Annotated in this window: 22 protein-coding genes; 9 read left to right on the forward strand and 13 right to left on the reverse strand. The window is 62.1% G+C overall.

Going from position 1 to position 26,035, the window contains the following annotated elements; translation table 11 throughout:
- The first annotated feature begins 38 nt into the window (after window positions 1–38).
- Window positions 39–626: a hypothetical protein gene (locus ACWXWJ_RS03010; RefSeq protein ID WP_034969824.1), complete on the forward strand. Its 588-nt coding sequence runs from the start codon at window positions 39–41 to the stop codon at window positions 624–626.
- Here the strand turns inward: ACWXWJ_RS03010 and cysS are convergent.
- On the reverse strand, window positions 583–2,019 hold the full coding sequence (cysS, locus tag ACWXWJ_RS03015; protein ID WP_473963507.1) for a cysteine--tRNA ligase: 1,437 nt from the start codon (window positions 2,017–2,019) through the stop codon (window positions 583–585). The two genes, ACWXWJ_RS03010 and cysS, sit on opposite strands and share 44 nt — an antisense overlap.
- Before the next feature lie 62 nt (window positions 2,020–2,081).
- Here cysS and ACWXWJ_RS03020 point away from each other — a divergent pair, with 62 nt between their 5' ends.
- Window positions 2,082–2,900: a fumarylacetoacetate hydrolase family protein gene (locus ACWXWJ_RS03020; protein ID WP_473963508.1), complete on the forward strand. Its 819-nt coding sequence runs from the start codon at window positions 2,082–2,084 to the stop codon at window positions 2,898–2,900.
- Here the strand turns inward: ACWXWJ_RS03020 and ACWXWJ_RS03025 are convergent.
- The 6 genes from ACWXWJ_RS03025 to ACWXWJ_RS03050 all read right to left on the reverse strand — a co-directional run bounded on the left by ACWXWJ_RS03025 (window position 2,890) and on the right by ACWXWJ_RS03050 (window position 7,442).
- Window positions 2,890–3,483: a hypothetical protein gene (locus tag ACWXWJ_RS03025; RefSeq protein ID WP_034969818.1), complete on the reverse strand. Its 594-nt coding sequence runs from the start codon at window positions 3,481–3,483 to the stop codon at window positions 2,890–2,892. The genes ACWXWJ_RS03020 and ACWXWJ_RS03025 overlap by 11 nt on opposite strands.
- Complete coding sequence (locus tag ACWXWJ_RS03030) at window positions 3,483–4,670, reverse strand: hypothetical protein (RefSeq protein ID WP_034969815.1); 1,188 nt, start codon at window positions 4,668–4,670, stop codon at window positions 3,483–3,485. The genes ACWXWJ_RS03025 and ACWXWJ_RS03030 overlap by 1 nt, the downstream gene beginning before the upstream one ends.
- A complete protein-coding gene (locus ACWXWJ_RS03035) occupies window positions 4,657–5,388 on the reverse strand; it encodes an ATP-binding cassette domain-containing protein (protein ID WP_035002660.1) in 732 nt (243 codons plus the stop codon). Before ACWXWJ_RS03035 ends, ACWXWJ_RS03030 begins: the two co-directional genes overlap by 14 nt.
- A gap of 78 nt (window positions 5,389–5,466) precedes the next feature.
- Window positions 5,467–5,958 carry a 2-C-methyl-D-erythritol 2,4-cyclodiphosphate synthase gene (gene ispF, locus ACWXWJ_RS03040; RefSeq protein ID WP_034965389.1) on the reverse strand — a complete coding sequence of 164 codons (492 nt, stop codon included), beginning with the start codon at window positions 5,956–5,958 and terminating at the stop codon, window positions 5,467–5,469.
- A gap of 51 nt (window positions 5,959–6,009) precedes the next feature.
- The gene (locus ACWXWJ_RS03045) at window positions 6,010–6,837 is read right to left on the reverse strand and encodes an IspD/TarI family cytidylyltransferase (RefSeq protein ID WP_473963509.1); all 828 of its coding nucleotides are present in this window, start codon (window positions 6,835–6,837) and stop codon (window positions 6,010–6,012) included.
- 14 nt (window positions 6,838–6,851) lie between these two features.
- Window positions 6,852–7,442, reverse strand: coding sequence for a CarD family transcriptional regulator (locus ACWXWJ_RS03050; protein WP_034969805.1), 591 nt, complete (start codon window positions 7,440–7,442; stop codon window positions 6,852–6,854).
- A 269-nt stretch (window positions 7,443–7,711) separates the two neighbouring features.
- Between ACWXWJ_RS03050 and ACWXWJ_RS03055 the strand changes: the two genes are divergently transcribed.
- Entirely contained in the window at window positions 7,712–8,284 is a 573-nt protein-coding gene (locus ACWXWJ_RS03055) for a hypothetical protein (RefSeq protein ID WP_237744392.1), read from the forward strand.
- A gap of 99 nt (window positions 8,285–8,383) precedes the next feature.
- Window positions 8,384–9,808 carry a DNA repair protein RadA gene (gene radA / locus ACWXWJ_RS03060; protein ID WP_034974919.1) on the forward strand — a complete coding sequence of 475 codons (1,425 nt, stop codon included), beginning with the start codon at window positions 8,384–8,386 and terminating at the stop codon, window positions 9,806–9,808.
- Between the two features lie 42 nt (window positions 9,809–9,850).
- Here radA and ACWXWJ_RS03065 read toward each other — a convergent pair whose 3' ends face one another.
- Window positions 9,851–10,543 (reverse strand): hypothetical protein, encoded by a 693-nt coding sequence (locus ACWXWJ_RS03065; RefSeq protein WP_034974918.1) that lies wholly within the window; start codon window positions 10,541–10,543, stop codon window positions 9,851–9,853.
- Between the two features lie 78 nt (window positions 10,544–10,621).
- Window positions 10,622–11,266 (reverse strand): carbonic anhydrase, encoded by a 645-nt coding sequence (locus ACWXWJ_RS03070; RefSeq protein ID WP_034969790.1) that lies wholly within the window; start codon window positions 11,264–11,266, stop codon window positions 10,622–10,624.
- A 36-nt stretch (window positions 11,267–11,302) separates the two neighbouring features.
- On the opposite strand from ACWXWJ_RS03070, the gene ACWXWJ_RS03075 reads away from it, so the two are divergent.
- From ACWXWJ_RS03075 to ACWXWJ_RS03085, 3 genes are all read left to right on the forward strand, one after another.
- Window positions 11,303–12,352: an HhH-GPD family protein gene (locus ACWXWJ_RS03075; protein ID WP_473963510.1), complete on the forward strand. Its 1,050-nt coding sequence runs from the start codon at window positions 11,303–11,305 to the stop codon at window positions 12,350–12,352.
- Window positions 12,353–12,447: 95 nt separating this feature from the next.
- Window positions 12,448–13,869 (forward strand): branched-chain amino acid transport system II carrier protein, encoded by a 1,422-nt coding sequence (gene brnQ / locus ACWXWJ_RS03080; protein WP_051893735.1) that lies wholly within the window; start codon window positions 12,448–12,450, stop codon window positions 13,867–13,869.
- A 48-nt stretch (window positions 13,870–13,917) separates the two neighbouring features.
- On the forward strand, window positions 13,918–15,282 hold the full coding sequence (locus ACWXWJ_RS03085; protein WP_473963511.1) for a lipase family protein: 1,365 nt from the start codon (window positions 13,918–13,920) through the stop codon (window positions 15,280–15,282).
- On the opposite strand, the gene ACWXWJ_RS03090 is transcribed toward ACWXWJ_RS03085, so the two are convergent.
- Window positions 15,283–17,937 (reverse strand): ATP-dependent Clp protease ATP-binding subunit, encoded by a 2,655-nt coding sequence (locus tag ACWXWJ_RS03090; RefSeq protein WP_473963512.1) that lies wholly within the window; start codon window positions 17,935–17,937, stop codon window positions 15,283–15,285.
- Between the two features lie 449 nt (window positions 17,938–18,386).
- Here ACWXWJ_RS03090 and ACWXWJ_RS03095 point away from each other — a divergent pair, with 449 nt between their 5' ends.
- Together ACWXWJ_RS03095 and thiD are read left to right on the forward strand one after the other, a co-directional pair.
- Window positions 18,387–20,150 (forward strand): AMP-binding protein, encoded by a 1,764-nt coding sequence (locus ACWXWJ_RS03095; RefSeq protein ID WP_035002669.1) that lies wholly within the window; start codon window positions 18,387–18,389, stop codon window positions 20,148–20,150.
- A 361-nt stretch (window positions 20,151–20,511) separates the two neighbouring features.
- Window positions 20,512–21,360: a bifunctional hydroxymethylpyrimidine kinase/phosphomethylpyrimidine kinase gene (gene thiD / locus ACWXWJ_RS03100; RefSeq protein WP_473963513.1), complete on the forward strand. Its 849-nt coding sequence runs from the start codon at window positions 20,512–20,514 to the stop codon at window positions 21,358–21,360.
- Window positions 21,361–21,378: 18 nt separating this feature from the next.
- On the opposite strand, the gene ACWXWJ_RS03105 is transcribed toward thiD, so the two are convergent.
- From ACWXWJ_RS03105 to lysS, 3 genes are all read right to left on the reverse strand, one after another.
- Complete coding sequence (locus ACWXWJ_RS03105) at window positions 21,379–22,587, reverse strand: acyl-CoA dehydrogenase family protein (RefSeq protein ID WP_473963514.1); 1,209 nt, start codon at window positions 22,585–22,587, stop codon at window positions 21,379–21,381.
- A 60-nt stretch (window positions 22,588–22,647) separates the two neighbouring features.
- Window positions 22,648–24,066, reverse strand: a complete 1,419-nt coding sequence (locus ACWXWJ_RS03110) for an acyl-CoA dehydrogenase family protein (RefSeq protein ID WP_293791068.1) — start codon at window positions 24,064–24,066, stop codon at window positions 22,648–22,650.
- A gap of 260 nt (window positions 24,067–24,326) precedes the next feature.
- Window positions 24,327–25,982: a lysine--tRNA ligase gene (gene lysS, locus ACWXWJ_RS03115; RefSeq protein ID WP_473963515.1), complete on the reverse strand. Its 1,656-nt coding sequence runs from the start codon at window positions 25,980–25,982 to the stop codon at window positions 24,327–24,329.
- Window positions 25,983–26,035 lie beyond the last annotated feature (53 nt).

Raw genomic sequence — 26,035 nt, forward strand, 5'->3', positions numbered from 1 at the left:
CCACCCCCACCTCTCACCCCCGAGAAAGGACACGAAGGATGACCGCATACACCCCGGCCCCTCTGGCCAACCTCTACCCTGAAGTAGACCCCCACCAGGCAATTCCGCTTTCCGCGACCGAACGCTTTGCCCTAACCGTATCGATCGGCGTGATGGCATACGGCGCAGTAGTCGGCGACTTTATTATCGCCGGAGTCGGGCTGGCACTAGTCGCCATCGCATGCGTCGTATGTTCTCAGAAAACGCAGCGCCGAATCCGCTCCCAAGCCCGCGGCCGCTTCCCCAGCGAGGACTGGGTCGAATACAGAACCGCAAACAGGTTGAATCTGAACCTCTTCCTCCCCCTATGTATCGGCTCCATCGGCGCCCTGATCGTGGCCGGTTTTTGGTACATCCCGCCGGAGCACGCAACACTGGGCGGCATCATCATTGCCATCGTTTCTGCCGCCACCATTTGGTTCTTGCCAGGCCTGAACCCCATGTGGTCGAAAGACGAAGAATACTTCGTACCCGAAGAAATATATGACGACGAGGTCGAGCTTCCAGGATCAGAGTTACAGCCCGACGAGTACGTCTATGGAACTACCCCTTCAGCGACCACTTCGCGCCATCGGCTGTATCCGTAACCTCAATGCCGGCCTCGGCCAGGCGGTCGCGTACCTCGTCGGCGGTGGCCCAGTCCTTGGCCGCGCGGGCTTCGGCGCGGCGCTCCAGCTCAGCCTTGACCAGCACATCCAGGGCACCCATCGCCACGTCGGATCCGCCCGCAGCGGCCTTAGTGGATTCCAACCACGTCTCGCTGAGCGGATCCACACCCAGCACGGCAGCCATCGCACGAACCTGTCCGGCGATCTCCTTAACCTGCTGCTTTGCCTCGTCCGTGGGCTTTGCGTCCAGTAGCTTGTTGCCCTCACGAACCACGTCGTGGATCACGGCTAGCGACTGCGGTACGGCCAGGTCGTCGTCCATCTTCTCCGCGAACTGTTCCGGCAATTCGCCGACCGGCAGCGCCTGCGGGTTCACGGCGGTCTCGCCGGTGACGTACTCGATGGCGCGCACCAGGAACTTTTCGATGCGGCGGTAGCCCGCAGCGGCCTCGCCTAGCGCCGCCTCAGAGTACTCCAACATCGAGCGGTAGTGCGCGCTGCCCAGGTAGTAGCGCAGCTCAACCGGACGCACCAGCTTCAGCACATTCGGGATAGAAAGCACGTTGCCCAGGGACTTCGACATCTTCTCGCCGGACATCGTCACCCAGCCGTTGTGCATCCAGTAGCGCGCGAACCCATCCCCCGCTGCCGTCGCCTGCGCGGCCTCGTTCTCGTGGTGCGGGAACTGCAGGTCCAACCCACCGCAGTGAATGTCGAACTCACTGCCCAGGTAGGTCGTGGCCATCGCGGAGCACTCGATGTGCCAACCCGGGCGGCCACGGCCCCACGGAGTATCCCAGGCCGGCTCGCCCGGCTTGGCTGCCTTCCACATGGTGAAGTCGCGCGGGTCGCGCTTGCCGGTACCCGCGGATTCACCCTGATCCATCTCATCCAGCTTCTGGCCGGACAGGAAACCGTAGTTATCGATCGTCGCGGGTTGCGCGTACACGTTGCCGTCTGCGGCGTAGCCGTGGCCGTTGTCGATGATGCGCTGCATGTACTCGATCATCTGCGGCACGTGCCCTGTGGCGCGGGGCTCGATGGAAGGTGGGGTGACGCCCAACTGGTCATAAGCCCAGTTAAACGCACGCTCGTGCGTGGCGGCCCACTCCCACCACGGGCGGTTGTTCTCCGCGGCCTTGGTCAAGATCTTGTCGTCAATGTCGGTGACGTTCCTTACGAAAGCGACGTCCAGCCCCTTGGCCTCTAGCCAGTTGCGCAGAATGTCAAAAGCAACTCCGCTACGCACATGTCCGATGTGCGGGATCGACTGCACGGTCGCTCCACACAGATAGATCGAGGCATGGCCTTCACGGATAGGCTCAAAGTCGCGGAGCTGGCGGGCGGCAGTGTCGTAGATTCGCAAAGTCACACCACACAGTATAGGCATGCGCATCCGGCCTCTTTCCCCTGCGTGTCAGTATCGTGGAAGGCATGCACACTCAAAGCACCACGAGATTCGCCACCATCCGCCTCAACAACCGGGATGCGTGGCAGCCCATCGCCGTCACCTCCTTTTCCGCCGAAGGCGGCGAGGGCAAACTCCTTGCCGAGTTCCCGTACAAGGCGCCGATCAGCAGCACGGAGCTGGATTCCCTCCCTACCGTTACCTTCACCGCCGACCAGCTGGGGCCGGTCGTACCGAACCCCGGGAAAATTTTCTGTGTCGGCCTGAACTACAGGGAACACATCGCAGAGATGGGGCACCCGATCCCAGACCACCCCACTCTGTTCGTGAAGTACGCCTCCGCCTTGGCAGGCCCGTTCGACGAGTTAGTGGTGCCTCCGGAGCTCTCTGCGCAGGCAGACTACGAGGGCGAGCTCGCCGTCATTATGGGAGAGGCCGGCCAGATCGCGGGCTACGCCGTGATGAATGATTTCTCTCAGCGCGACTGGCAGTACCGCACCCAACAGTGGCTGCAGGGCAAGAACCTGGACCGCTCCAGCGGATTCGGCCCATGGATGGTTCCCGCCGAACACTTCGATCCGATTGCGGAAGGGGCTGTCTTACGCACCTGGGTCAACGGCGAACTCCGCCAGGAACACAGCGTTGCCGACCTGGTGTTTAAGCCACAGGATCTGGTGGATTACATCAGCAATTTCGCCTCGTTGGCACCTGGTGACGTCATCGTGACGGGCACACCAGAGGGCGTCGGCCATGGCATGACCCCACCGCAGTACCTGGCCGATGGCGACGAGGTGCGCATCGCTGTAGACGGCATCGGGGAAATCTGCAACCGCATTAACTGCTGAGCTGAGCCAACCGGGGCTCGGCCTTCTTGATAGCGCTCCGCACTGCCGCGAAAAGTAGCAGGCAGATGGGAAGCGCAATCACAATCACATCGATCCTGGGCGACCAGAACAATGGCAGGTATTTGCTTGGCAATACCGATATGAGCAGGCACTGGGCTGCGGTTAGCAGAAGCAGTCCATAGAAGCTCTTTCGCAGGTCTGCCACCAAGCATGCGCCGAAAATCACCGACAGTGCAATAAGCGTGTACTGCAACATCCCTGGGTTGCCCAGGACCGCGACAACGCCGCATTCGCCCAAGCAAATCCCAAGGAAAAGCCAGTCGCAGGCCGCCCACGTGCGGCCAGTTAGTTCTTCCAGCTGGGAAAGCCGGTTATCCCAGAACATCACCGCAGAGCTAACGATAGCGATGGAGAACACGAAGTTAAACGGAACGACTCCGGACGAACTCCACGAAGCCCAGGGAATGGGGATCGTGGTCGTGCCGAACAGGACGGCGCCCACGAGGGCGAACACCTGAAGTATCACCGCGTAGGTCGCGGAATGACCGCGCCAATAGATTTGTGCTCGATGCTGGGCAGACACTATCCCTCCCAACACTCGGAGTTCGCCCGATCCAGGATGAACTTCACGTCCACTCCCTCATTCGTGCCATGCACCCCGCGCCATTGTCCGGAAGGCGTCAGGGTCGCTCGTTCCAGTTCTTCTTCCGTCAGATCGGGAAGAGACTCCGCTACGGATACGGGTTCCTGCGGAGTTCCCCAACACGATGGAGCCCCCTTAAGTGCAGGTTCGTTGCTGAGGAGTTCGACCAGGAGCGCGTGTTTTACTTCCTGTTGCTGATTCGAGTGGGCGAGCCAGATGTCGCCGTCCCGTTGCGGTTCGGCGTCAATCAACCTATAAGTATTGACGCCCAAAGATTCCCACACCTTGCGGTTTGCATCTACCTGCTCAGATGGGGTTTCGCGCCAGTAACACACCGCTCCCTCGCAGATCATATGCTCTTGGGGGCGGGGCACCGCGGAACCATAGTTTCCGTCTTGGGCGATTCCGTAGCCTAATCCACAGCTCACGCCGAGTAGAACAATGGCGGCCACGCGAAGTGGCCACGCGGACAGCCCCGGAAGCCAATTTCCATGAAAAGCCGCGGTCAACAGCAACGAGCAAACGCATATAGCCCCCAGCACCAGCGCCGAAGCCTTCCACAGAATCGGGTCCACGCTCTGTGATACTTGGCAACAAGAGCTGAACGGTTGCCCGAACATTTGTCGCCACGCCACGTTTGAGAGCGACACTGGGTAAGCGACCAGGATATAAGGAAGAAGCAAGCCGACAGCGATCGCCACAATTGCTGGTAGGTACAGCCCTAAAGTTGCCCCCAAGCTCAGCCATGCCACGCCGTGAAGAACAATAAAGACCAACCCCGTTGCAAGGGACTGTGCGGACTCTACGTAGCCGATATCCGCCAGCTGCACTGCGAGGTACGCCAACACCACTGCCACCGCGAGCAATAGCGGAAGCGCCAAGGATCTGAGCCAGACTTTAAAAACATCCTGCACAGAGCCGCGGGACTTAAAAAAGGAACGGAAGCGTGCCATCTCTTTAGCACCGATAAAGCCCAGGATTGGCCCCAGCGAATAGTAGATGGCCAAGCTGTTGGAGACTGCGTTGTCCTGCGTAGGCACCGGGTTGGCGTTGAGTGCAATGCTCAGCAAACCAAGTGCTGCAGCTGCGAGCACCAAAGCAACGTTGATCGCATTAATCCTCGACATGGCCACCGGTCCTGGAAAATGCCTCCGCAAGGTTTCTCACAGTGTCGGAATAGCGATGTGACTCCCCCGGCTCTAGCGAACCGCGCCCAACTCGCAGAAAATCGCTCATTGGCCCCTGGAACTCAACCTTTCCTTCATGCAACACGAGTACATGCTCGAACGGCTTCTCCACTTCCAAGGGCTGATGACTAGAAACCCAAAGGCCAACGCCCGCTTCCGCAATGGATCGATAGAGCCCTTGCAGATCCCGCTTCGCCAGTGGGTCGAGTGCGGCGCTGGGTTCATCCAGCAGAATGTGCTCCGCGTTAGAGTTCAGGGCTGTTGCTATTTGCACGCGAGCCTGCTGCCCACCGGACAGCTTGCTGCATTGCTTATGTGCGTGTTCCTTCAAACCTACGAATTCAATCCAATAGGCCGCGGTCCTCTTGCTCTCCGCCCAACCGGCACCATTAAGCCAGGCGACGTAGGAAACATAGTCGACAACGCGCGCACCATTGATGTTTTCGAAATGCTGCGGGACGTACACCGCTCTGCCCAACTTCGGTACAGCGCCTTCAGACGGTTTTAACTGGCCGGCAAGCAACTTCATAAGCGTAGTTTTACCGGCACCGTTGACACCCAGTATGACTGTTGGGCTAGTGGGAACCTCAAGCGAGTGGACCTCGACCCCTTCATCAGAGCGCGGGTAGCTAAAAGAAAACGAGTAGCTTTTCGACAAGAAAGTTCCAAACCTTTAATGCGCAGGGGTTCTGTTTGATGGAACAAACCTACGAGGGTGCGAAAGGATTGTCAATAACTAGTTCTGCGCCTGCCACACAACCGCCGTCGCCACGGCCGCCACGCCCTCGCCACGGCCGGTGAAGCCCATGTGATCGGTCGTGGTCGCAGAGACGGAGACCGGCGCGCCGATCAGCTCTCCCATCACCTTCTCGGCCTCCTCACGCCGGGTGCCCATCTTCGGGCGGTTCCCCACCATCTGCACCGCCGCGTTGCCGATCACGAACCCCTTAGATTCCAACAGCTCGCGGCACTCGCGCAGTAGGCGTTCGCCGGAGACGTTGTCGTATTCCTTACGCCCCACCCCGACGAAACTGCCCAGGTCACCGAGCCCGGCGGCGGAGAGAAGCGCATCCACTACCGCGTGCGCCACCACGTCGCCGTCGGAGTGCCCTTCGCAGCCGTCCTGCCCCTCCCACAGCAGGCAAGCCATCCAGCAGTCTTTACCTGGTTGTACCTGGTGGGCGTCCGTCGCAATACCTACGCGGGGAATGATGTGTGGGGTGTTCATGCGGTCTGCCTCTCGCCTCTGTTTGCGTTTCACTTGTCCATTTCGGGCTTTCTAGCCCTTGCTGCCATTCAGAATCATCTGCGCCACGCGGTAGTCCTGGGGCGTGGTGATCTTCATAGCCAACGGGTCGGCATCCACCGCCACCACCGGGAATCCTGCCATCTCCATCAGCGAAGCATCGTCCGTCACCAGTGGCAGCGGCGAGGCACCTACCCGATCCACCGCGTGCGCGGAACTGATCTCCGTGGTGCGCAGGTACTGCTCGTTGGCCTCGATCAGCTTCTCCAGGTCAAATACCTGCGGCGTGGCGGCCGCCCGCAAGCTAGCGCGGTCTGGTGTCTGCTCCACGACCGTCTGCCCTGCGCGCGGGCCGGAGGTGGGGGCGTCAATAACTTTAATAGTGTCTACCACCGGCAACACCGGGATCGCCCCGTAACAGGAACCATCTGCGACACCACGGCGCGCGCGGTCAACGACCTCGGCGATCATGGCGGGTGGGGTGAGGCAACGCGCGGCATCGTGAACGGCGACGAAGCGCCCCTCGGTGGCCTCGCTCGCAGCGCTTAGCCGCCGTTGAATAGCTACGAGGCCTGCGTACACAGAATCGAATCGCTCGCCGCCGCCGAGCTCCACGCTGACAGTCATGGGGGCCCACTCCGCGGAGTTGATGGGATCACCGACGATGCGTTCGGCGTGGTCGCGCATGTTATCGCTGACCAGCACAATCGCTTGGTCGATACTTTGGGACGCCGCCAGGCCATCCAACGACCGTTCCAGCAACGACCGACCGTTGAGCTCGACGAAAGCTTTCGGGGTATCAAAGCCCAGACGGGTGCCGCTACCGGCGGCGGCGACGAGTGCGTAGACGTTCGCTGTCACGGCGCTGGCCTGGATTAGTCCTCGCCGTCCAGCTCGTCGTCCAGGTCGATGGAGCCACCGGACTTAGAATCCTCATCCACACCTGCTGCACGGGCCGCGGCGGCAGCCTCGCGGTGGCGCTCGATGGCGGCCTGCATGTCGGCCAGCAGCGCGTCGGTCTTCTTATCGTCCACGCCTTCAGCCAGGGCGAGCTCGCCCACGAGGATCTGGCGGGCCTTGGCCAGCATGCGCTTCTCACCCGCGGACAGGCCACGGTCCTGGTCGCGGCGCCACAAGTCGCGCACAACCTCGGCAACCTTATTCACGTCGCCACTGGTCAGGCGCTCCTGGTTCGCCTTGTAGCGGCGGGACCAGTTGCCAGCCTCTTCCACATCGGTCTCCCGCAGCACGGAGAAAACCTTGCGCAGGCCTTCTTCACCCACCACGTCACGCACGCCGACCTTCTCGGCGTTTGCGGCCGGCACGCGGACGGAAAGGTCGCCCTGGTTGATGCGCAGCACCAGGTAATCGACGGTTTCCCCCTTGAATTCCCGTTGCTCGATGCCCTCGATGACAGCGGCGCCGTGGTGCGGGTAAACGACCGTATCTCCGACTGCGAACTCCATAAGTGTTCCTCTAACGTCCTTCCGAAAGGCTGGGGCGGGATGTGATAGGCACTGGGAAAAACAAGTGCGCAAATACCCGATAGATTCTACCGCAATCGCCCGCACTACCCGCATTTGGGGCATAAAATCCCCAGCAAGCACGCACTAGGGGGCACTAATTACTACTAAAGGCCTCCTTGGCTAGGTGTACTAGGGGGCTACAGGCTAGGCTGGACACAGACGTTTTTATTCAACTGCTTTAAGACATGCCTCAGATGGAGGAACGCATCGTGAAGACCCTCAAGGCCCAGCCGCTGAAGACGACCTTTGCCCGTGGTGCGCTGGCGCTGGTCGCCGCAGGTTCCGCGCTCGCACTGTCCGCGTGTGGCGCAGGTCAGATTTCCCAGACTTCCAGCCAGGTGGCCGCCGTCAACGGTGCGCACGGCAACGCTGGCCACGCTGACGTCCAGGACGTGTCCGTGGTCGTTGGCCCGGATAACACCCTGGCACTGAAGTTCACTGTCACCAACGAGGACGAAAAGGGCAAGGCCGTCAAGGTTGAGTCCGTGAAGGTTGATGGCAAGGAGGTCTCCGGCCTGGATAAGAAGGAGATCCCGGCGGGTGGCTCCCTGGTTGCTGACGGCAAGTTTGCTCTGAAGGACGTAGAGACCAAGGGCCAGAGCCAACTGCAGTACGCTGAAACCTCCGTCAAGGGTCTGAAGGACGTTTACGTTGGCGGCCGCAAGAAGGTCACCTTCAAGCTGAACGTCGGCACCGTTGAGCTAAACGCTCCGGTAACCGCGTACGTTCCGGAATCTGGCCAGCTGCACCGCGACGAGGATGGCAGCCTGACCAACAAGTAGGTCACCTAGGCGGGTCGCCCAAGCCAGGACCCGCCACAAAATCGAACAAACGCCGTCACCGGACATTGGTCGTCCGGGGCGGCGTTTATTGTTGTGCACATGGCAAGTAAGTCGAGCAAAGCAAGCCGGGTTTTCGTATGCGCCTCCTGCGATCACCAGCTGTCCAAGTGGATGGGGCGCTGCCCGCAGTGCGGGGAGTGGGGGTCTCTGGAAGAACGGGATACACGCAGCCTCGGGGCACTGGGGATCGCCGGTGTAGCTGGTGGAACGGGTGGTTCTGGGCGCCGCGGGCGCAGGGGCGGAGGATTGGTGCCGGGGGCCAGCGCCCAGCCGGTGACCAAGGTGGACCCGACCATCGCCAAGCACCGACCGACGGGTATCGGGGAACTGGATCGGGTGCTGGGCGGCGGCATCGTGCCAGGCAGCGCTGTGCTGCTTGCGGGCGAACCGGGTGTGGGTAAATCCACCCTGCTGCTGGAGGTCGCCGCCGCGTGGGCAAAGAAGGGCCACACAGTACTGATCCTCACGGCGGAAGAATCCGTCGGACAGGTACGCCACCGCGCGGAACGCACCGGCGCGCTGCACGACAACCTCTACCTGGCCAGCGAAAACGACCTGGAAAACGGCCTGGCACAGGTAGATGCCCTCAACCCGGAGCTGATCATCGTGGATTCCCTGCAGACCATGCAGGCCACCGGGGTTGAGGGCGTGGCCGGCGGCGTAGCCCAAACTCGTGCGGTCACCAGCACGCTAACAACTCTGGCCAAGATGTCCGGCACGCCCGTCATCGCCGTGGGCCACGTGACAAAGGAGGGCACGGTCGCAGGCCCTCGCACCATCGAACACCTGGTGGATGTGGTTCTGAACTTCGAGGGCGACAAGCACTCCTCCATGCGTTTCCTGCGGGGCATCAAGAATCGCTTCGGCGCGACGGATGAGGTCGGCTGCTTCGAACAAACCGCCCACGGAATCCAGGAGGTTGCTGATCCTAGCGGGCTCTTCCTGCACCACCGGACCGAATCCGTAACTGGTACCGCGGTGACTGTGGTGATGGACGGCCGTCGCGCGATGGTTGGAGAGCTACAAACCCTGGCTCTCAACAGCGAATTTAAGAACCCGAAGCGATACATGACGGGCATGGATGCCTCGCGCGTATCGATGGTGCTGGCGGTGCTTTCGGAACGCTGCGGCCTCCCCCTAGCGGATAAGGAGGTCTACGCTGCGACGGTGGGTGGGATGAAGATCCTGGAGCCCTCGGCGGATCTAGCCACGGGGCTCGCTCTAGCTTCCACTGCTAAGCGCACGCCGCTACCCCTCGGGCTGGTGGCTTTGGGTGAAGTCGGTTTGGGTGGCGAGGTGCGCCGCATCCCGCAGCTCACCCAAAGGCTGGCAGAGGCCAGCCGTCTGGGCTTCCACACCGCGCTGGTGCCGAAGAACTGCCACTACGAGGCGCCGAAGGGAATGAAGGTGAAGGAGGTCTCCACGCTCTGCCAGGCTGTCAATTACTGCCTGGCCTCCGCCTAGCCACTGCGGGTTGAGCGAGAGCTACTGCGGGTTAAACGAGAGCTACTGCAAGTTGAACGAGGCTGGCTGGGACGTATTGTCGCCCACGTGGGTGTACAGCAGGTAGCTGCCCGGATCGACGGGCTGGCGAGCCTCACACTGGCCCGGCGCAGAGGTCGTGCGGGACCAACCGGCCAGTTCGTAGTTCACTGCCTCGCCAGCCTTGATCTTTACGTCCCCGGTCACCTCCGGCGCATTGCAGTCGATATCGCCCCACACGCGCTGGTAGTTGCCCATCGTGAACACTTCGAACTTCAGCGGAGCATCATCAAGGTTGATGTCGCAATCCGCGCCAGTCGGGTTCTCAATCCGGGCGTAGAAGTTCGGCTGCTGATCCGCGTTGAACGTCGTCGCCCCTGGCCGAGCGGTGACCTTCAAGTCGGCCAGGGAGCAAGAATCCTTCTTCTTGTCCTCTGACGCCTTCGCCTCCGACTCCTTACTTTCGGACGCCTTCGCCTCCGATTCACTAGGATCCGCACCCTTCGGCGGCTCCGGCGGGCTAGACATGTCCTGCTGTTCGGAAGTAGTCGTGGCAGATTCGGTAGCGGCCGTGTTCTCGGATTCCCCTCCCCCGCTGACCAGGCTGATCAAACCCCAGATCACGCCGATCACAGCGACCAGAATCACCACCGCGGCAATGCGGCGGCGGATATACACTTCGCGTGGCAACGGGCGCCTGTTGTCTTCCTCAGTCACACAACCAATGCTAAATGCTGCCCACCCGCACACGGCGGATAGACACGGGTTGACCGCCTAAAATAGCCCGCGAAATGGCTAGTAGATGCGCTGCGCCCCCTCAATATCTAGCCCGTAACTGACCAGTGGCTCGGCCAGCCCATCGGACAGGCGGTAGCGCAGTCCAACCACGGCGCAACGCTTGTCCGCCAGGCGCGCCTGGATCTCCGGCGAACGATCCACGATGTGGTCGGCGATCTCTGCAACGTGGTTGCGTTCGAAGGCGTCACTACTTTCCATCCCGCGCTTCTTCGCCGACAGCAACGAGGGCGTAACCTTCTCCACCAACACGCGCTGGAAGCCGGACGGCATGTCCCCGCCGTGCAGCGCCCGGGAGGCCGCAGCGACCGCGCCGCACTTCTCGTGCCCCAGCACAACCACCAGCGGCACCTCCAGGGAATCCACCGCGAACTCCAGGGAGGCCAGCACGGACAGGTCGGTAATCTCCCCGGCAGTGCGGATCACGAACACATCGCCCAACCCCTGGTCGAAGAGGATCTCCACCGGCGCTCGAGAATCGGAGCACGCCAGCACCACTGCTTGTGGCTTCTGCCCTTCCTGCAGGGTGATGCGACGGCTGAGGTCCTGGTGTGGGTGGTCAGATTCACCGCGCATGAATCTGGCGTTGCCCTCGCGCAGGCTGTCCCATGCCTCCAGCGGGGTTTTGTGATGGCTCGAAGTCATGCATCCATTGTGCACCGCGATACAGTGATTCGTGCAATGAACTCCCCACACGCTGACTCCTCGGACTCGGCAGCCGAGCTGCCCGCCAAGCTGAACAACTGGTACGCCCGGCACGCCCGCGACCTGCCGTGGCGCCACCCGGATACGAGCCCGTGGGCGATCCTGCTCAGCGAAGTGATGAGCCAGCAGACCCCAGTCGCCCGCGTGATCCCTCTCTGGACGGCCTGGCTGGAACGCTGGCCCACCCCGGCAGACCTGGCGCAGGCCCCGAAATCCGAGATCCTAAGAATGTGGGCCAACCTGGGCTATCCCCGGCGCGCTCTGCGACTCAAGGAGTGCGCAATCGCCTGTGTGGAGCGCCACGGAGGTCAGGTTCCCAGCGACATCGCCGACCTCGAAGCCCTGCCAGGGATCGGCCACTACACCGCCCGCGCCGTCGCCGCTTTTGCGTTCGGTCAGGCCGTGCCGGTCGTGGATACGAACGTCCGCCGCGTCTACCGGCGCCTTGTCGACGGCCGCTACCTGCAAGGCCCCGCCCGTGCGCGCGACTTGGCGGATGTGGCATCGTTGCTGCCCCACGTGGATCCGGACCCTCGTTTGGTTCGACGCCACCTCCCCCGCCCGCCGCACTCTCAGCCCACCGGCCAGCCCACCGGCCAGCCCACCGACTCGACCGCCACCGCAGATGCCGCTGATGCCGCTGATGCCGCAGATGCCGCTGATGCCGCGAATCTGATGTGCGCGGCGCTGATGGAACTCGGCGCCCTGGTGTGCACCGCGAAGAGCCCGGCGTGCGACCGCTGCCCCGTGGTGGACGACTGCGCGTGGGTGAAAGCGGGCAAGCCGCAGCCCACCGAGGAGGAAGCGGCAGCCGCTGCCCGGCGCGTGCAGAAATTCGAGGGAACCGATCGCCAGGTACGCGGAAAGATTATGGAACTATTGCGAAAAACGGGGGACGGTGGCGTCACAAAAAAAGAAGTAGACGTGCTGTGGCCCGGGCAGGAACAGCGCGAGCGCGCCCTGCAATCGCTGCTTAACGACGGGCTTGTGGCCCGTGACGGGGGAAAATACCATCTGCCGCACTAAGCAGCGTTACGCAAGCGGTTTTGTACGGCTTAGGTTTCACGGGTAGATGTGCATTAGAGTGATGTGAGTTACCCAAATCACAATAGGAATGTTTTATGTCGACTCCTACCTCCTCGACTGGCAAGCGTCCGAACACGACAACCACCGTGGCGGCCGTAGGCCTGATGCTCTTCTCCATGTTCTTCGGCGCCGGCAACCTCATCTTCCCGCCCATGCTCGGTGTGGAATCCGGTGACAACTTCTCCCCCGCCATGATCGGCTTCCTCCTAACCGGAGTGCTCATGCCGGTACTGACGGTCATCGCCATCGCAATCTCCGGTACCGGCGTGCGCGACCTAGCTTCCCGCGCTGGTGCGCTTTTCGGTCTCATCTTCGCCATCGTCGCCTACCTGTCCATCGGCGCACTGTACGCCGTGCCCCGCGCCGCAGCCATCGGCTACGAACTGGGCATCGAGTCCACCTTCAACCTGACCGGCGGCTGGTGGCGCCTGGCTGGCACGTTCGCCTTCTTCCTGGTGTGCTACTTGCTCACGCTCTGGCCCGGCAAGGTCGTGGACACCCTGGGCAAGGCTCTGACACCGCTACTGTTGATCTTGCTGGCCGTGCTGGCCATCGTCGGCCTGCAGAAGCTGAACGATCCCAGCATCCCGGCGACGGAGGAGTACTCCTCCAACCCGCTGGTCAGCGGCATCTCTCAGGGCTACTTCACGATGGACTCCATCGGCGCGCTGGCGTTCGCGCTGATCGTCGTGAGCGCCTTTAGCCAGAAGGGCGAAACCGATCACAAGCGGATCGTCAAGCTCTCCGGCATTGCCGCCTTCACCGCCGGTTTCTTCCTGATGCTGGTTTACTTGGGCCTGGGTCTGGTCGGCGCCCGCATGCCGGATAAGGAAAGTTACAGCGACGGCGCTGCACTCCTAAGCTCGGCTGCACACCTGACCATGGGCAACACCGGTGAGATCGTGTTCTCGCTGATCGTGCTGCTGGCCTGCATCACCACCGTCGTTGGTCTAACCGCGGCGACGTCCACGTTCTTCCATGAGCTGGTTCCGCAGATCAGCTACCGCTGGTGGGCGACGATCCTGACGCTCGTCGGCTTGGCGATCGCCAACCTGGGGCTGGAGAAAATCCTGAGCGTATCCGGCCCGGTCATCGGCCTGATCTACCCGCCGGCGATCGTACTGATCACGCTGTCCTACGTGCACTTGCTGTTCCGCCAGCACAAGCTCGTGTTTTCCTACCGCATCGGCGTGGCCGTAGCCTTCGTGTTCTCCTTCGTCGACTTCCTGGCTTCGCTGAACGTTCCGGTCGAGTCGGTACAGAATGCGCTGAGCTGGATTCCGCTGATGGATGCCGGCATGGGATGGCTGCTACCGACCACCGTCTTCACCATCATTGGCCTGGCCATCGACCTGAGCCGCAAGGTGCCCAACGACGAGGACGAGGAAGTAGATCTCGAAGCTCTGGACCCGTTCACAGCCAATGTGGACGAAGAAGCCCCGGTTTCTCAGTCCTAACTAGCAATATCTAACACTTTTCCCGGGGAATACGTTTAGGATTTTCCTATGACGTTTCCCCGTAAGAGTTTCCACCGCCTTCGTTTCACCCGTTCCCTAGCCGCGACCTGTGCAGTTCTTCTGCCCGCGGCCGCCGTATCGGCCACGCCTGTGGCTGTAGCCGCCCCCTCCCAGGGCGGCTTTTATGGTTCCGTGGAAGGTTCGCTATCCAGGGCCGCAGCCACGGGCAGTGGCAAGTCCGCCGTCGGCTCCCTGCCTAACCACGATCCGGACGGGTTCTACTCCTCCCTGCCGCTGCAGGTGAAGGGTAAGCCAGGGGAAATCTTGAAGACCGCCCCCAGCAACTTCGCACTTGGCATCCCCTTCGTCGACTGGACCAACAGCGAAGCCCAGCGCGTGGCTTATGTTTCCACCAACTCTCGCGGTGAAACCGTCCCCGTCACCGGCACCGTCCTGGTGCCCCGAGCCCCCTACACCGGCGGCGGCGAGCGTCCTTTGCTGGTCGTTGCGCCGGGCACCCAGGGCAGCGGTGATGCGTGCGCCCCGGGCAAGCTGCTGCCACTGGGGCTGGAATACGAGGCCACCCCTGTCGCCGCCGCGCTCTCCCGCGGTTGGGCGGTGGCGCTGACGGACCTGAACGGTTTGGGCAGCCCAGCCCAGCACACCTACATGAATCGCGTAGATCAGGGCAACGCCACCCTGGACATGGCTCGCGCAGCCAAGAACATGCAGCGGGTGCCGAAGTCCGCACCGGTAGCGCTGTGGGGTTACTCGCAGGGCGGTGGATCTTCCGCCGCAGCACTCGAGCTGGCCTCGACCTACGCCCCCGAGATCAACCTGAAGGCCGGCTACGCCGGCGGCGTGCCGGCCGATCTGGCCATGACTTCCACCGCCATCGACAACGGCCCACTGGCCGCTGCTTTGGGCTACACACTGAATGGCTTCCTGATCTCTAACCCAGAGATCCGCGATGCCGTCGAGTCGCGCATGAATGCCAAGGGCAAGGAATATGTACGCAAGACCGCCAGCGAGTGCCTCCCCGAATCACTGGCGCGCCACGCCTACACCGATACGCGCACCCTGACAAAGTCCGGCGAATCGCTTACGGAACTGTTGCGGCAGGAGCCTTTTAAGAAGCTTGTTGACGCCCAACGCATCGGCAACCGCCCACCCCAGGTCCCTGTGTACGTGGGGCATGGCACGAATGATGACACGATCCCCGTGGAGCAGAGCCGCCGCATGGCCCGCCAGTGGGCAGAGGGTGGCACGAAGGTGAACTACGTGGAGCACAACATCCCCCGCACCGTTCCGCTGGGCGATCACATGCTGCCGATGTTTACGCACCTGCTGCCGGCGCTGGACTGGCTGGATAGTGTGCTCCACGGCCGCCCAGTGCCGTTCAACAAGGCTTAGTTAGCCTTTCTGGTTCCAATCGTCGCTGGAGTCTGCGGCGTCAAAATCCTTATCCTCCGGAACGGAGGATTCGGCGGCGACAGACACAGCCTCCTGGGCCTCGTCGGCGGCCGCGTCGTCAATGCCGACCTCCGGCAGCGGCTTGGGCTTGGTGCCGAAGACGAACTTCGCATCCTCACCCTTGGACTCGCCGTCCCAGTTCTCGACGTCGACGGTGACGATCTCGCCAGCGCCGATCTCGCCAAACAGGATCTTCTCGGACAGGTGATCCTCGATCTCCCGCTGGATGGTGCGGCGCAGCGGACGGGCACCCAGCACTGGGTCGAATCCGCGCTTGGCCAGCAGGGACTTCGCCTGCTCGGTCAGCTCCAGATCCATGTCCTTCGCCTGCAGCGCGGTACGTACGCGGCCCAGCAGCAGGTCCACCATCTGGACGATCTGCTCGCGGGTTAGCTGGTGGAAGACCACGATGTCGTCGATGCGGTTCAGGAACTCCGGGCGGAAGTGCTTCTTCAGCTCGTCGTCGACCTTCTGCTTCATCCGCTCGTACTGGGTTTCCTCGTCGGCCTCGCCGGAGCTGCTGAAGCCCATGCCCACAGCCTTCGAGATGTCTCTGGTGCCCAGGTTCGAGGTGAAGATCAGGACGGTGTTCTTAAAGTCCACCATGCGGCCCTGGCCGTCGGTCAGGCGGCCGTCTTCCAACACCTGCAGCAGGGTGTTGTAGATCTCGGTGTGGGCCTTCTCGATCTCGTCGAACAGCACCACAGAGAACGGCTTGCGGCGGACCTTCTCGGTCAGCTGGCCGCCCTCGTCGTAGCCGACGTATCCCGGAGGGGCACCGAACAGGCGGGATGCCGTGAACTTGTCGTGGAACTCGCCCATGTCGATCTGGATCAGCGCATCGTCGTCGCCGAACAGGAACTCGGCCAGCGCCTTCGACAGCTCGGTCTTACCCACACCGGACGGGCCGGCGAAGATGAACGAACCGGACGGGCGCTTCGGATCCTTCAGTCCCGCACGGGTGCGGCGGATGGCGCGGGAGACAGCCTTGACGGCATCGTCCTGGCCGATGATGCGCTTGTGCAGCTCGTCTTCCATGTGCAGCAGGCGGGTGGATTCTTCCTCGGTGAGCTTGAACACGGGAATGCCGGTCCAGGTGCCCATGACCTCAGCGATCTGCTCCTCGCCTACCTCGGCGACCTCGTCCAGCTCACCTGCGCGCCAGGCCTTTTCCTTCTCCGCGCGCTCTTCGCCCAGCTTGCGCTCGTCGTCGCGCAGGGCTGCTGCCTTCTCGAAGTCCTGGTCGTCGATGGCGGCTTCCTTCTTGCGGCGCACCTCGGCGATCTTGTCGTCGACATCCTGGATGGACTTCGGGGCGGTCATGCGCTTGATACGCATGCGGGCGCCGGCCTCGTCGATCAGGTCCACGGCCTTATCCGGCAGGAAGCGGTCGTTGATGTAGCGATCAGCCAACTGGGCGGCGGCCTTCAGGGCACCGTCGGTAATGGATACGCGGTGGTGCGCCTCGTAGCGGTCGCGCAACCCCTTCAGGATTTCCACGGTCAACTCGACGGAAGGCTCCGGCACCTGTACCGGCTGGAAGCGACGCTCCAGCGCAGCGTCCTTCTCGATGTGCTTGCGGTACTCGTCTAGGGTGGTCGCACCGATGGTCTGCAGCTCGCCACGAGCCAGCTTCGGCTTCAGGATGCTGGCAGCATCGATCGCACCCTCGGCGGCACCCGCACCGACCAGGGTGTGGATCTCGTCGATGAACAGGATGATGTCACCGCGCTGGTTGATCTCCTTCAGCACCTTCTTCAGGCGCTCCTCGAAGTCACCGCGGTAGCGGGAGCCCGCCACCAGGGAACCCAGGTCCAGGGAGTACAGCTGCTTATCCTTCAGCGTCTCCGGCACCTTGCCGTTGACGATGTCCAGCGCCAGGCCTTCCACCACAGCGGTCTTACCCACACCGGGCTCGCCGATAAGCACCGGGTTGTTCTTAGTGCGGCGGGACAGGACCTGCATGACGCGCTCGATTTCATTCTCGCGCCCCACAACCGGATCCAGCTTGCCATCCTTAGCGGCCTGGGTGAGGTTACGGCCGAACTGGTCCAGCACCAGGGAGTTGGACTTCTGGCCAGGGCGGCTCGGTGCACCTTCACCGGTGCTGCCCACGCCAGCAGCAGCGGGCTCGCCGCCGCCTTCTTCCTCGTTACCCTCGTAGCCGCTGAGCAGCTGGATCACCTGCTGGCGCACGCGGGACAGGTCAGCGCCGAGCTTGACCAGCACCTGCGCTGCCACGCCCTCCCCCTCGCGGATGAGGCCCAGCAGGATGTGCTCGGTGCCGATGTACTTGTGGCCTAGCTGCAGCGCCTCGCGCAATGCGAGCTCCAGGACCTTCTTGGCCCGCGGGGTGAAGGGAATGTAGCCGCTCGGCGGGTGACCGCCGGTGCCGATGATGTCCTTGACTTCGGTGCGCACGGCGTCCAGGGAGATACCCATGGATTCCAGGGCCTTCGCTGCTACGCCTTCGCCCTCCTGAATCAGGCCGAGCAGGATGTGCTCTGTGCCGATGTAGTTGTGATTCAGCGCGCGGGCTTCTTCCTGCGCCAACACAACGACGCGACGCGCGCGATCCGTGAACCTCTCGAACATGGTGTGCTCCCTTTACAAAAGATGTGGCTAGTTTCCAAAGACTTAGCTTGTGTATTCGCCAATGCTGCCCACCTTAGCCGTGAGTGCGGGCAACTCATATCGCCTTCCACACAACACTGCGTTGTCGCCGCCTTATTCCGACGCCCCTTCGACCCCAAATACCCCCATATCAGCAGGTCAACAACTATTCGTGGCGGAATTTTCGACGCTGTACGCCGTCAGCGAACGCCCGTCCTGGCACGCATATAGACCGGCCATCTTTGCATAGTTATTTTTTCAAACCGAGAACTTTTTGCTTTGCGAACATTACAGTGATGTACACCACTAAGAAGATATAAACCGCTCAAGTCGAGGCGCCACTCCGGGTTAGTTCCCCGGGGCACTACCAATAGGCGCAGACCCAAACGCCAACCCAACCCAAACGCCGACCCAAGGAGAGTTACCCAGAAATGAACGCAGCTGCAGCCGCCCAGCTAACGAAGCCCTCCCTCACTGAACAGATCGGAACCGCAGGCACGCTCCTAAAGGGCACCCTGCCACTGTTCAAGTCCGGCGTTCTGGGCTCAATGAGTCCGATCGCCGCGTCCAAGGCATTGAAGGGCGTTATCCAGTGGAGCTTCCTCCCCGCCGGCCTGCTAGCCATCGGCGCTGCACGCGACCCCTACCACACCGCCATCATCGATGACGCTGGGTCGATGACCTACCAAGAGCTGCACGAACAGTCCTCCACCTTGGCGCAAGCCCTGTTCCGCACCGGCGTCCGCGAACGCGATCGTATTGGCGTGCTGTGCCGCAACCACCGCGGCTTCATCCTTACCCTCTGCGCACACGGTCGGTTGGGTACAGACATTGTGCTGCTGAACACTGGGGCGTCCGCAAAACAGACCCAAGCCGTGCTACAGGAACAAAAGATCGACATCCTGTTTATCGACGAAGAGTTCCTGCCGCTACTACCGAAGGACTTCGACGCCTGCCCCGTGATCATCGCCTGGGAAGACGGCGACACGCTAGGACTTTCCCGCGAGGCCGAGGCTGCACTGAAGAAACCCTCCAATATTCAGGACGCAATCGATAGCGGCGACTACGCTACCCGCAACGAAGACTGGAGCACCCTGCACGAGGTAGTGCGGACTACCCCGGAGAACCTGTCCATCCCCAGCCGCCCACGCCAAGGCCGCACCATAATCCTCACCTCCGGCACCACCGGCACGCCGAAGGGCGCGCGTCGACCGGAACCGAAGACGTACATGCCGGCGTCGTCGATCATGAGCCGCATCCCGATGCGCCACCACCGCCCCTCCTTCCTCTCCGCGCCGATGTTCCACACCTGGGGATTCGCGCAGATTCAGCTGGCGCTCGCGCTGCGCAACACCATGATTATGCAGCGGCGATTCTCCCCCGAAGGGGCAGTGAAGCTGATCGAGAAGAACCGCCCGTACACCATCGCCATGGTGCCGACGATGCTGCGCCGCATGCTGGAGGTCGTCCCGGAAGGATTCAACCCCGGCACGAAGATCATTGCCACCTCCGGCGAGGCGCTGCCACCGAAGGTCGTGCGCGAGACGCAGGAGAAGTTCGGCGACGTGCTGTACAACCTGTACGGGTCGACGGAGGTCAGCTGGGCTTCCATTGCCACCCCGGAGGAGCTGCGCAAGCACATCAACACTGCAGGTAAGCCGCCAATGGCGACGACGCTGAAGATTCTGGACGAGGATGGCAAGGAGCTGCCGGACGGCGAGATTGGACGCATCTTCGTGAAGAACGACATGCTGTTCGAGGGCTACACACGCCCCGGCTCTGACAAGGAAATCATCGATGGCATGGTCGCTACCGGCGACCTGGGATACTACAACGAGGACGGGCTGCTGTTCATCTCTGGCCGCAGCGACGACATGATCGTTTCCGGTGGCGAGAACGTCTTCCCGCAGGAGACCGAGGACGTGGTGAACTCCATGGACTTCGTTGCCGAGTCCGCTGTGCGAGGCGTGGAGGATCCGGAGTTCGGCCAGGCACTGTGCGCGTGGGTCGTGCCGGAGGGCAAGAGCGCAGCCGAACTGACCGACGCCGAGAAGGCGGAATTCGAGGAGCAGGCGAAGCTGCAGGTCAAGGCTCACTTGGCTCGCCACAGTGTGCCGCGTTACTTCGTATACCTGGACAAGCTGCCCCGCAACGCGGTGGGCAAGGTGGTTCCGCGCGAGCTTCCGCAGCCCTAGTTGGGGTGAATGAGGCTGGCGCCTCGGCGGGCTGAGGGGCTGAGCCCTGCACCACCCCCTCCCGTTTCACCTTGCCCTCTCCCAAAGACTGTAAATGTCGGAAAAGTTGCAAAACACTATTGGGGATGATTGTTACTAAAACAAAAGCCCTGGTCAGCGAATCGCACACCAAGGGTCAGGAATAGTAAGTCTGCAGTTTTGCAACTTTTCCGACATTTAGCATCACGTAAAGCCGGCAAGGGCTGTGGGCGTCATAAAACATGAATCACCAGAACAACACCAACCGAAACAACTTCCTCAAACAACAGCAAGGGTGACTGGCCGCAGCCAGTGCCCCACGGCGTGCGCAATAATGATTGGCATGAGCCAGATCAGCAGCACCAATAGCAACCCCAACAGCAACCCCAACCAACCCCTCCGTCCGCGCGTGCTGTCCATCGCCGGCACGGATCCGACGGGCGGGGCGGGCGCGCAGGCGGACCTGAAGTCCATCATGGCGGCGGGTGGCTACGGCATGTCCGTGATCACCGCGCTGGTCGCGCAGAATACGCAGGGTGTGCGCGAGATCCACACTCCCCCGCTGGATTTCCTCCGCGCGCAGCTCGATTCCGTCTTCGACGACGTCACCGTTGATGCTGTGAAGATCGGCATGCTCGGCGACACCCAGACCATCCAGACCATCCGCGATTATCTGCAGAACCACCAGGTCACGACGGTGCTGGACCCGGTGGCGGTGGCTTCCTCGGGCGATCGGCTGCTCACCGCGGACGCCGAGGACGCACTGCGGGACTTCGCTGCCGCTTCTTCGGTAGTGACGCCGAACCTCCCCGAGCTCGCACTCCTGACTAAGACTGACATTGCCAGCAGCGAGCAAGATGCCGTGGACATCGCCGCGAAGTGGGCGCGGGAAACCGACACCACCGTGATCGTGAAGCTGGGGCACCTGGCTGGGCCGGAGGCCGGAAACATTGCCGTGGCCCCGAACGGGCAGACGCACAAGGTCAGCTCCCCGCGCGTGGAAACAAAAAACACCCACGGCACGGGGTGTTCTTTGTCTTCCGCACTGGCCACCAGACTGGGCGCGGGAGATTCGCTAGAGAATGCGTTGGAATGGTCCACAAAATGGCTCAACGAGGCCATCGCCAATGCCGACAAGTTGCTAGTCGGTCAAGGCCATGGCCCCGTTGATCACTCAGTGCGCCTGTTCTAGGCAGGCTCTAGTGGGCTCTTACTTGAGCTCCTTGGAGGAAAGTCCCAGCTCACGGCGGGCGACGACCAGCTGCTGGATCTGCTGGGTGCCCTCGAAGATGTCCAGGATCTTGGAGTCGCGAGCCCACTTCTCCAGCAGGTCGCGCTCGGAGTAGCCGTAGGCACCGGCCATCTCGACTGCACGCAGGGTCAGGTCGGTGGCCATGCGGCCTGCCTTCGCCTTGCACTCGGAGGCTTCCTTGCTGTTCGGCTGCTTGTTGTCAGCCATCCAGCCTGCGCGCATCGTCATCAGGTATGCAGCTTCCCAGTCGCTCTCCAGGCGAATGTACTCGCTGGCGGCTGCGGGCTGGTTCCACGCGGGGGCGTCATAATCGATCTCTACACCTGCGTCGGTGAGGATCTCGCGCAGCTTCTCCAGGGAAGCGCGGGCAACACCGACGGCCATGGCGGCAACCATCGGGCGGGTGTTGTCGAAGGTGGCCATCACGCCACCGAAGCCCTTCTTGGTGTCCACCTCCGGGGAGCCCAGCAGGTTCTCCTTCGGGATGCGGACGTTATCCAGGATGAAGTGCGCGGTGTCGGAGGAGCGGATGCCCAGCTTGTGCTCCAGGCGGATCAGCTCGAAGCCCGGGGTATCGCGCGGGACGACGAAAGACTTGATGGCTGCGCGGCCTGCGGACTTGTCGACGGATGCCCAGACGACAACGTGGGTGCAGCGCTCGCCGGCGGTGACGAAGATCTTCTCACCGTTCAGGACGTACTCGTCACCATCTAGCTTGGCGGTAGCGGCAACGGCTGCGGAGTCGGAGCCGAACTGCGGCTCCGTGATGGCCATAGCGGCCCAGATCTTGCCGAAGCGCTCGAGCTGCTCATCGTCGGCCACTGCGGCGACGGCTGCGTTACCCAGGCCCTGGTAAGGAATGGAGAGGGTCAGTCCGACGTCGCCCCAGCAGGTCTCGATGACGTTGAGGATGGAGGCCATGTTGCCGCCATTCTTGACGCCCTCAGTCTTCTTCTTGTCATCGCCGCGGCCACCGGAGGCACCGGCCATGGTCTGGCCGGCATCTGCCATGCCTTCGACCAGGCTGGCCATGGTGTCCAGCTCGACGGGGCGCTCGTGCTCCGCGAGATCATACTTGCGGGAGATGGGGCGGAAGATTTCGGCGGCGGCCTGGTGCGCTTGGTTCTGGCCCGCCTTCAAACGCTTGGGGAGTTCCAGATTAATCATGATGTGGTTCCTTGAAGTTCCTAGTGCTTATTCGATATCGATTCGAATGTGTGGCGGGAGTTAGACGACGACTACGCCTTCGGCGATGCCAATGGCGCGCATGTCGCGGTACCAGCGCTCGACCGGGTGCTCCTTGGTGAAGCCGTGGCCACCCAGCAGCTGCACGCCGTCGAGGCCCATGACCATGCCCTTGTCGGAGGCGTAACGGCGAGCCAGACCGGCCTCACGGTTGAAGGAGAGGCCCTGGTCCAGGCGGGAAACACCGCGCAGCAGGATCAGGCGCAGGCCGTCGAGCTCGATGCGCAGGTTGGCGACCATGAAGGCTACGGCCTGACGGTGCGAGATCGGCTCGCCGAAGGCTTCGCGCTCGTTGACGTACTTCTTGGTGTACTCCAGGATGGCTTCGCCGGTGCCGGCTGCCAGTGCGGCCCAGCCCAGGCGGGAGCGACGGATGATCTCCGCGTAGTTTTCCTTGCGCTCTTCAGCGGATAGGTCCTTGCCACCCAGCAGCTGGCTGGCGGGAACGCGGACGTCCTTCAGCAGAACGCGCCCCAGGGCAGCGCCGCGCAGACCCATGGACGGGTCAGCCTCGACAACGAGACCCTCGGTATCGGACTCGACGATGACGAAGGTGTTTTCACCGTCCAGGTTGACGGCGATGATGAACAGCTCAGCCTTGCCTGCGTTCGGAACCATGGTCTTGACGCCGTTGATAACGATGTCATCGCCCTCGCGGACGGCGGTGGTCTGCAAGGTGAAGGGGTCGAACAGCGGGCGGGACTCAGAGACGACCACAGCGGAGGCCGGGACGGATTCGCCAGCGAACTCCGGCAGGTAGGTCTTCTGCTGGGAGTCGTCACCGTAGTTGGTGATGACATTCGCCACACCAGCCGGCGCCAGGATGGCAACAGCCTGGCCCATGTCGCCGAATGCCAGAGCCTCGGCGATCAGGGCGTTGGTGGTAGCGCCAGACGCAGAGGCGATGCCTTCATACTCCTCCGGCAGGTTGATCAGGGCAACGCCCAGCTCGGCGGCTGCTTCGAGCAGACCCTCGGCAGGCTCGGATGCCTCATTCTGGTCGTGGCCGGTGGGACGCAGGCGCTCTTCTGCGAACTCGCGTACTGCGGCGACGATCATCTCCTGATCCTCGGTGGGGGTCAGGTCAAACAGTGCCTTACCCGGTGCCGGCGCCTCAGTCGGGACGGGCTGGTTGTTCTCGTCGGTGGTCTGGTTTGCCAGACGAACCGGCTTGCCAGAGCCCTTGATCTTCTTGAACTGGCGGTTCACGGCACCGAGGGTGCGCATACCGGTCTTAGTGGACTGGTAGGCAACGCGGTCGACCTTCTTGCCGAGGCCGTACTTCTCTGCCAGGTCGGAGCCTGTGAACTTCGTCAGGACTCCCATAACCGTGCCGATTGCATCTCGCTTGATGTTGTTCAGGCCAGGAGTTGAATCGGCACGCTTGCTTCGGTCGCTCATTTCGTGCGGCCACCTTTCACTGGTTGTCAGCGCAAATCAAATATCTGCATGTGCGGATAATTATGTATGTAGCGTAAACCACTCTAATGGCGCGCGTCACACTTTGGGGCAATTGGCGTCCTGAATTACACCCGAATACGAAAAAGGGTGCACGATTGTGCACCTTTTGCGCTGAACGGCAACGCTAGTCGGGTGGTCGCCACGGGCGCCACCCGAGGGGATCCCAAGCGTCTGTATTAGTTACTAAGTAGGACGCTCGACTAGTTGTCGCGCTCTGGCTTCACGATCGGGAAGAGTACGGTTTCGCGAATACCCAGGCCGGTCAGGGCCATGAGCAGGCGGTCAATACCCATGCCGGTGCCGGCTGTCGGCGGCATGCCCTGCTCCATGGCTGCCAGGAAGTCCTCGTCCAGACGCATTGCCTCGTCGTCACCATTGGCGGCCAGGCGTGCCTGATCCTCGAAACGCTCGCGCTGAATAACCGGATCCACCAGCTCGGAGTAGCCGGTTGCCAGCTCGAAGCCGCGGACGTACAGGTCCCACTTCTCCGTCACGCCCGGCTTGCTGCGGTGCTGGCGGGTCAGCGGGGAGGTCTCAACCGGGAAGTTGCGCACGAAGATAGGACCATCCAGCTGGTCCTCGCACAGGACTTCCCAGATCTCCTCCACCAGCTTGCCGTGGCCCCAGCCGCCCTTTGCAGGAACGTCCAGGCCGATGACCTTGGCGATATCCTTGAGTTCTTCGACGGTGGAATCAATCGTCACCTCTGGCTGGCCGGGGTATTTCCGTGCCAAAGCCTCGTTGAGCGAGGGGTACATTTCGATTTCTTTCCACTCGCCACCGAAGTCGTATTCGGTGCCATCGGCCAGGCGTACCTTGCCGGTCCCCTCCAAATCAGTGCCCTTGGTGAGCTGGTCAACGATGTACTGAATGGACTCACGCGTCGTGCGGGCGCAATCGTCATAGTCACCCCATGCGGCGTAGGTCTCCAGCATCGCAAACTCCGGGGAGTGCGACTTATCCACACCCTCGTTGCGGAAGTTGCGGTTGATCTCGAAGACCCGGTCGATGCCACCCACCACGGCACGCTTAAGGAAGAGCTCCGGCGCGATACGCAGGTAAAGGTCAATGTCGAGCGCGTTGGAGTGTGTAACGAACGGGCGGGCTGCCGCGCCACCGTGCAGGGTCTGCAGCATCGGGGTCTCGATCTCTACGAAGCCCTCGCCCTCCATGTAGTCGCGCAGCGCGCGGATAACCTTCACGCGAGTCATCGCGTTCTTGCGAGCCTCTTCGCGCACGATCAGGTCGTTGTAGCGCTGGCGCACACGCGTCTCTTCGTTCATTTCAGCGAAGGCAACGGGCAGCGGACGCAGGGACTTCGCGGCCATAACCCACTCGCTAGCCATGACGGACAGCTCGCCGCGGCGAGACGCGATCACGCGACCGGTTACGCCGATGAAGTCACCGAGGTCCACGTCGGCCTTCCACTCAGCCAGCGCATCCTCGCCCACCTCTGCCAAAGACAGCATGGCCTGCAGCTGCGTTCCGTCGCCATCCTGCAGGGTGGCGAAGCAGAGCTTGCCGGTGTTGCGCATAAAGATTAGGCGTCCAGTGACGCTCACGACGTCCTGGGTTTCTTCGCCAGCGGCGAGATAAGTGACGCCCTCTGCTTCAACCGGTTGCTCTTCAGCTTCACCATCAGTCTTCTTCACGGCCCACTGTGCACGCACCTCGGCTAGGGAGTGGGTACGTGGCACCTCGACCGGGTAGGCATCCTTGCCGGACTCGATGATCCGTTGGCGTTTCTCGCGGCGGATGCGAAGCTGTTCGGGCAGGTCTTGTGCGGGGGATTTTGCTGCGTCAGTCACGTTTACAAAGCCTAGCGCATGGCGCGGTGGGGTTACCGATTGAGGCATGTGAGAGGTTCGGGAGTGTTAGCTTGGAGGAACATAAGGCAGGTTTGCCCACT

The sequence above is a fragment of the Corynebacterium sp. p3-SID1761 genome, from assembly GCF_055862885.1.

Bases quoted from the DNA above. Each gene is read 5' to 3' on its own strand.
- ACWXWJ_RS03010 (WP_034969824.1), top strand. From the start codon at position 39: ATGACCGCATACACCCCGGCCCCTCTGGCCAACCTCTACCCTGAAGTA.
- brnQ (WP_051893735.1), top strand. From the start codon at position 12,448: ATGTCGACTCCTACCTCCTCGACTGGCAAGCGTCCGAACACGACAACC.
- ACWXWJ_RS03070 (WP_034969790.1), bottom strand. From the start codon at position 11,266: ATGACTTCGAGCCATCACAAAACCCCGCTGGAGGCATGGGACAGCCTG.
- thiD (WP_473963513.1), top strand. From the start codon at position 20,512: ATGAGCCAGATCAGCAGCACCAATAGCAACCCCAACAGCAACCCCAAC.
- ACWXWJ_RS03075 (WP_473963510.1), top strand. From the start codon at position 11,303: ATGAACTCCCCACACGCTGACTCCTCGGACTCGGCAGCCGAGCTGCCC.
- ACWXWJ_RS03030 (WP_034969815.1), bottom strand. From the start codon at position 4,670: ATGTCGAGGATTAATGCGATCAACGTTGCTTTGGTGCTCGCAGCTGCA.
- radA (WP_034974919.1), top strand. From the start codon at position 8,384: ATGGCAAGTAAGTCGAGCAAAGCAAGCCGGGTTTTCGTATGCGCCTCC.
- lysS (WP_473963515.1), bottom strand. From the start codon at position 25,982: ATGCCTCAATCGGTAACCCCACCGCGCCATGCGCTAGGCTTTGTAAAC.
- ACWXWJ_RS03105 (WP_473963514.1), bottom strand. From the start codon at position 22,587: ATGATTAATCTGGAACTCCCCAAGCGTTTGAAGGCGGGCCAGAACCAA.
- ACWXWJ_RS03085 (WP_473963511.1), top strand. From the start codon at position 13,918: ATGACGTTTCCCCGTAAGAGTTTCCACCGCCTTCGTTTCACCCGTTCC.
- ACWXWJ_RS03095 (WP_035002669.1), top strand. From the start codon at position 18,387: ATGAACGCAGCTGCAGCCGCCCAGCTAACGAAGCCCTCCCTCACTGAA.
- ACWXWJ_RS03090 (WP_473963512.1), bottom strand. From the start codon at position 17,937: ATGTTCGAGAGGTTCACGGATCGCGCGCGTCGCGTCGTTGTGTTGGCG.
- ACWXWJ_RS03050 (WP_034969805.1), bottom strand. From the start codon at position 7,442: ATGGAGTTCGCAGTCGGAGATACGGTCGTTTACCCGCACCACGGCGCC.
- ACWXWJ_RS03110 (WP_293791068.1), bottom strand. From the start codon at position 24,066: ATGAGCGACCGAAGCAAGCGTGCCGATTCAACTCCTGGCCTGAACAAC.
- ACWXWJ_RS03020 (WP_473963508.1), top strand. From the start codon at position 2,082: ATGCACACTCAAAGCACCACGAGATTCGCCACCATCCGCCTCAACAAC.
- ispF (WP_034965389.1), bottom strand. From the start codon at position 5,958: ATGAACACCCCACACATCATTCCCCGCGTAGGTATTGCGACGGACGCC.